Source organism: Streptomyces hainanensis (assembly GCF_004348415.1).
GTDB lineage: Bacteria > Actinomycetota > Actinomycetes > Streptomycetales > Streptomycetaceae > Streptomyces > Streptomyces hainanensis.
Window position 1 is genome coordinate 1 of sequence record NZ_SMKI01000499.1, and the last position, 5393, is coordinate 5393.

A 5393-nucleotide genomic window follows, 5' to 3' on the forward strand; every position below is an offset into this window, starting at 1 on the left:
CCCCTGTTTCGGCGCTTCGCGCGGGTGGGGCCCCGGCGGGGCCGTAGGCGGCTGCGCCGCCGGGCCCTGCCGGGGCTGCGCCCCGCCAGGGGCGCACGGGCCCGGGCGCAGCGCGGTGGCGGCCCGCCAGGGGCGCGCGGGCCCGGGCGCAGTGGGGTGGCGCCCCGCCAGGGGCGCGGCGCGGGCCCGAGGCCGGGGGCGGCTTCGCCGCCGGGCCGAGGCGGCTATGCCGCCGGGCAGGCGCCCCGCGCTCCGCGCGGTGTGCCCTGGCGGGCCTGGCCCGCGGGTCGCGGATGGGTGCCCCGCGCTCCACGCGGTGGGCCCTGGCGGGCCCGGGGGCCAAGGCGGCTGCGCCGCCCGGCCCTCGGGGGCACCGCACCATCCCCGCGCGCAGCGCGGAACTCCGGGGCGGGCTTGTGGGGGCACCTCCCAGCATCGGCTGGGGGAGGCTGGACGAAGACCCCCGGACAGACGCCGCGGCGGCTACGCCGCCTACGCCGCCTACGTCGCCTACGCCCCCATCATGTGCACGCCACCATCCACGTGCACGATCTCGCCCGTCGTCTTCGGGAACCAGTCGGACAGCAGCGCCACGACACCCCGCGCGCCCGGCTCCGGGTCCGCCAGGTCCCAGCCGATGGGGGCGCGGTTGTTCCAGACGTCGGCCAGCTCCTCGAAGCCGGGGATCGACTTCGCCGCCATCGACTTGACCGGCCCCGCCGAGATCAGGTTCACGCGGATGTTCTTCGGCCCGAGGTCACGCGCCAGGTACCGCGACGTGGCCTCGAGCGCGGCCTTGGAGACGCCCATCCAGTCGTACTTCGGCCACGCCACCTGCGCGTCGAAGTCCATGCCGACGACCGAGCCGCCCCGCTGCTCGAGCAGCGGAAGCAGGGCCATGGTCACGGACTTGAGCGAGTACGCGGAGACCTCGACCGCCGTGGCGACCGACTCCCACTCGGTGTGGAGGAAGTTGCCGCCCAGCGCGTCCTGCGGGGCGAAGGCGATGGAGTGCACCAGGCCGTCCAGGCCGACGCCCTCGCCCAGGTGCTCGGTGACCGCGTCGGCGAGCCCGTCCAGGTGCTCGCGGTTCTGCACGTCGAGCTCGATCACCGGTGCCGGCTTCGGCAGGCGCTTGGCGATCCGCTGCACCAGGCTCAGCCGGCCGAAGCCGGTGAGCACGACCTCGGCGCCCTCCTCCTGCGCCAGTCTGGCGGCGTGGAAGGCGAACGACGATTCGGTGAGAACGCCGGTGACGAGTACCCGCTTGCCCGCGAGAAGTCCGCTCATTGTCAGTGACCCATGCCCAATCCGCCGTCAACCGGGATGACGGCTCCAGTGATGTACGCGGCGGCGTCCGACGCCAGGAAGCGGACGACGCCGGCCACTTCCTCCGGCTGCGCGTAGCGCGCCAGGGGTACGCCGGCCAGCACCTCGGCACGCCGCTCCTCGCTCACCGCCCGCGCCATGTCGGTGTCGACCCAGCCCGGTGAGACGACGTTGCAGGTGATGCCGCGGGAGCCGAGCTCGCGCGCCAGGGAGCGGGAGAAGCCGATGAGACCGGCCTTGGAGGCGGCGTAGTTGACCTGCCCCGCCGAACCCGTCATGCCGACCACGGAGGAGATCAGCACGATCCGCCCGGCCTTGGCGCGCAGCATGCCGCGGGCGGCGCGCTTGGCCACCCGGAAGGTGCCCGTCAGGTTGGTGTCGAGGACGGCGCTGAAGTCCTCCTCGGACATCCGGAGCAGCAACTGGTCACGGGTGATGCCGGCGTTGGCCACCAGCACCTCGACCTTGCCGTGCTTCTCCTCGATCTCTTTGTAGGCCTGCTCCACCTGCTCGCTCTCGGTGATGTCGCACCTGACCGGCAGACATCCGAGGTCGACGAGCTCCTGCGGGGGCTCCCCAGAGCGGTACGTGATGGCGACCTTGTCGCCGGCGGCAGCGAAGGCGTGGGCGATGGCCAGGCCAATCCCACGGTTGCCTCCGGTGACCAGTACCGAGCGGCTCAAGGGATCACCTCTCTCTCAGTCGTGTGCTCTGTTCAAACCTAGTGCCCCGCACTTCGGGGCAGAGGAGCGGGCCGCGACAGGCACGCCGCCACGCCGCTGTGGAATGTCTACAGCCGTTTCCCGGTCAGAACCACCCCCGGCCTGCGGCGACACCTCTGGGCACCGGGGCCGGCGGCAGGCATGATCGGAGACCGGGGGCGACACCCCCGCCACACCGGCCTCGCGGGGGCACCTGGGGCCGGTGAGCCGACGAACAGGAGAGATCGTGCCAAGATCCATCGACGAATCCTTCCTCGCGCTCCCCCTGCGCCAGTTGGCCGACGCGGCCCTGGCCAGGGCGCGGGCGTTGGGGGCAGACCACGCCGACTTCCGGTTCGAGCGGATCCGCAGCGCCAACTGGCTGCTGCGGAACGCCAGGCCGGCCGGATCGGAGGACACCCTCGACACCGGGTACGCGGTGCGCGTCGTGCACGGTGGCAGTTGGGGTTTCGCCTCGGGGGTCGACCTGACGATGGACGGCGCGGCCCGGGTCGCGGCCCAGGCGGTGGAGATGGCCAGGCTCTCGGCCAAGATCATCGCGGCGGCCGGCTCGGACGAGCGGGTCGAGCTGGCGCCCGAGCCCTCGCACGGCGAGCGGACCTGGGTCTCGTCCTACGAGATCAACCCGTTCGACATCCCGGACGCGGAGAAGACCGCGCTGCTCGCCGACTGGAGCGAACGGCTGCTGGCCGGGGACGGCGTGACCCACGTGGACACCCGGCTGTGGGCCGTGCAGGAGAACAAGTTCTACGCGGACACCGCGGGCACCGTCACCACCCAGCAACGGGTGCGGGTGCTCCCCGAGTTGACCGCGACGTCGGTCGACGCGGGTAGCGGCCGGTTCGACACGATGCGGACGCTGGCCCCGCCGGCCGGCCGCGGCTGGGAGTACCTGACCGGCACCGGCTGGGACTGGGACGCCGAACTGGCGGAGATTCCGAGCCTGTTGGCGGAGAAGATGGCCGCCCCCTCGGTCGAGTCCGGCGCGTACGACCTGGTCATCGACCCGTCCAACCTGTTCCTGACCATTCACGAGTCCATCGGCCACGCCACCGAGTTGGACCGGGCCCTCGGCTACGAGGCGGCCTACGCCGGCACCTCGTTCGCCACCTTCGACAAGCTGGGCACCCTGGGGTACGGCTCGTCGATCATGAACGTGACGGGCGACCGCACCGTCGAGCACGGCCTGGCCAGCACCGGCTACGACGACGACGGGGTGCAGACCCAGTCGTGGGACATCGTGAAGGACGGCGTGCTGGTCGGCTACCAGATGGACCGCCGGATCGCGAAGCTCCAGGGCTTCGAGCGCTCCAACGGCTGCGCGTTCGCCGACTCGCCGTCCCACGTGCCGTTGCAGCGGATGGCCAACGTCTCGCTCCAGCCGGCGCCGGACGGGCCCGACACGGCGGGGCTGATCGCGGGCGTGGAACGCGGGATCTACATCGTCGGCGACGGCTCCTGGTCGATCGACATGCAGCGCTACAACTTCCAGTTCACCGGCCAGCGCTTCTACAGGATCGAGAACGGCCGGCTGGCCGGCCAGCTGCGGGACGTCGCCTACCAGGCCACCACCACCGACTTCTGGGGCGCGATGGAGGCCGTGGGCGGCCCCGAGACATACGTCCTCGGCGGCACCTTCATGTGCGGCAAGGCCCAGCCCGGTCAGGCGGCGGCCGTCTCGCACGGCTGCCCCTCCGCCCTCTTCCGGCAGATCAACATCCTCAACACCACCCAGGAGTCCGGCCGATGAGCACGAGCAGACCGCACGAGATCGTCGAGCGCGCCCTGGGTCTGTCGCGGGCCGACGAGACGGTGGTGATCGCCGACGAGGTGTCGTCCGCCAACCTGCGCTGGGCGGGCAACGCGCTGACCACCAACGGCGTCACCCGCGGCCGGCGGCTGACCGTGATCGCCACGGTCGGCGGCGCCCAGGGCACCTCGGCAGGCGTGGTGTCCCGGACGGCGGTGACGGACGAGGAGTTGGAGCCGCTGGTGCGGGCGGCCGAGGAGGCGGCCCGCCAGTCGCCGGCCGCCGAGGACGCGCAGCCGCTGGTCAGCGGCGTGCCGGCGTCGTCCGGCTTCACCGAGCCGCCGGCCGAGACCTCGTCCGAGGTGTTCGCCGCGTTCGCGCCGGCCCTGGGCGAGACGTTCGCGCGCGCCGCCGCCGAGGGGCGGCGGCTGTTCGGCTTCGCGCAACACGAGGTCGTCTCCAGCTACCTCGGCACCTCGAGCGGGCTGCGGCTGCGGCACGACCAGCCGACCGGGCACGCTGACCTGAACGCCAAGTCGGCGGACGGCTCGCGCTCGTCCTACGTCACCGTGCCCACCCACGACTTCTCCGACGTGGACCCGGCGGCGCTCGACGCCTCGCTCGCCAGGCGGCTGGCGTGGGCGGAGCGCCGCGTGGAACTGGGGGCCGGCCGCTACGAGACGCTGCTGCCGCCGAGTTCGGTGGCCGACCTGGTGATCTACCAGCACTGGATGTCGGACGCCCGCGACGCCCTCGAGGGGCGCACGGTGTTCAGCAAGCCGGGCGGCGGCACCCGGATCGGCGAGCGGCTCTCCCAACTCCCGGCCACCCTCTACAGCGACCCGACCGCGCCCGGCGTGGCGACCGCCCCGTTCGCCGTGGCCCACTCGTCGGGCAGCGACTTCTCGCCGGCCACCTCGGTCTTCGACAACGGACTGCCGCTGTCCCGCACCGACTGGATCCGCGACGGCGTCCTCGCCCAACTCCCCACCAGCCGCTACACGGCCGGCCTCACCGACCTGCCGGTGGCGCCGCTGGTGGACAACCTGCTGCTGGACGCGGGCGGCACCGGCTCGATCGACGACCTCGTCGCCTCGACCGAGCGGGCGCTGCTGATCACCTCGCTGTGGTACATCCGCACCGTGGACCCGAAGACGCTGCTGCTGACCGGCCTCACCAGGGACGGCGTCTACCTGGTGGAGAACGGCGAGGTCAGCGGCGTGGTGACCAACTTCCGCTTCAACGAGTCCCCCATCGACGTGCTGTCGCGCGCCACCGCGGCCGGCGCGATGGAGGTGTGCCGCTCGCGCGAGTGGGGCGAGTACTTCCCGCGCACGGCGATGCCGGCGCTGCGGATCCCGGAGTTCAACATGAGCTCCGTGAGCCCGGGCGTCTGACCCCCGGCCGCGGCGGGCCCCTCGGCCCGCCGCGGCCCGATCAGCCGTCGTCCCGCGCGGTGCCCACGTAGACGGTGTCCAGCCGCTGGCGCCTGCGCCGCCACACCACCGCCGTGCCGACGGCGGCGACGACCACGACGGCGCCACCCACCACCGGCCACACCGAAGGGGCCGGCGTCCTCGTCGCCGACATCG

General features: G+C 72.9%; 4 protein-coding genes. 2 read left to right on the plus strand and 2 right to left on the minus strand.

The window, feature by feature from the left end; genetic code table 11:
• Positions 1-510: 510 nt before the first annotated feature.
• Positions 511-1290, minus strand: coding sequence for an enoyl-ACP reductase FabI (gene fabI / locus E1283_RS31060; RefSeq protein ID WP_132821509.1), 780 nt, complete (start codon positions 1288-1290; stop codon positions 511-513).
• 2 nt (positions 1291-1292) lie between these two features.
• Positions 1293-2012, minus strand: a complete 720-nt coding sequence (gene fabG, locus E1283_RS31065; protein ID WP_132821510.1) for a 3-oxoacyl-[acyl-carrier-protein] reductase — start codon at positions 2010-2012, stop codon at positions 1293-1295.
• 265 nt (positions 2013-2277) lie between these two features.
• Between fabG and E1283_RS31070 the strand changes: the two genes are divergently transcribed.
• Together E1283_RS31070 and E1283_RS31075 are read left to right on the plus strand one after the other, a co-directional pair.
• Positions 2278-3801 (plus strand): TldD/PmbA family protein, encoded by a 1524-nt coding sequence (locus E1283_RS31070; protein ID WP_132821511.1) that lies wholly within the window; start codon positions 2278-2280, stop codon positions 3799-3801.
• On the plus strand, positions 3798-5198 hold the full coding sequence (locus E1283_RS31075; RefSeq protein WP_132821512.1) for a metallopeptidase TldD-related protein: 1401 nt from the start codon (positions 3798-3800) through the stop codon (positions 5196-5198). The genes E1283_RS31070 and E1283_RS31075 overlap by 4 nt, the downstream gene beginning before the upstream one ends.
• Positions 5199-5393 lie beyond the last annotated feature (195 nt).

Coding starts and splice junctions, on each gene's coding strand:
- fabI (WP_132821509.1), bottom strand. CDS start 1,290: ATGAGCGGACTTCTCGCGGGCAAGCGGGTACTCGTCACCGGCGTTCTC.
- E1283_RS31075 (WP_132821512.1), top strand. CDS start 3,798: ATGAGCACGAGCAGACCGCACGAGATCGTCGAGCGCGCCCTGGGTCTG.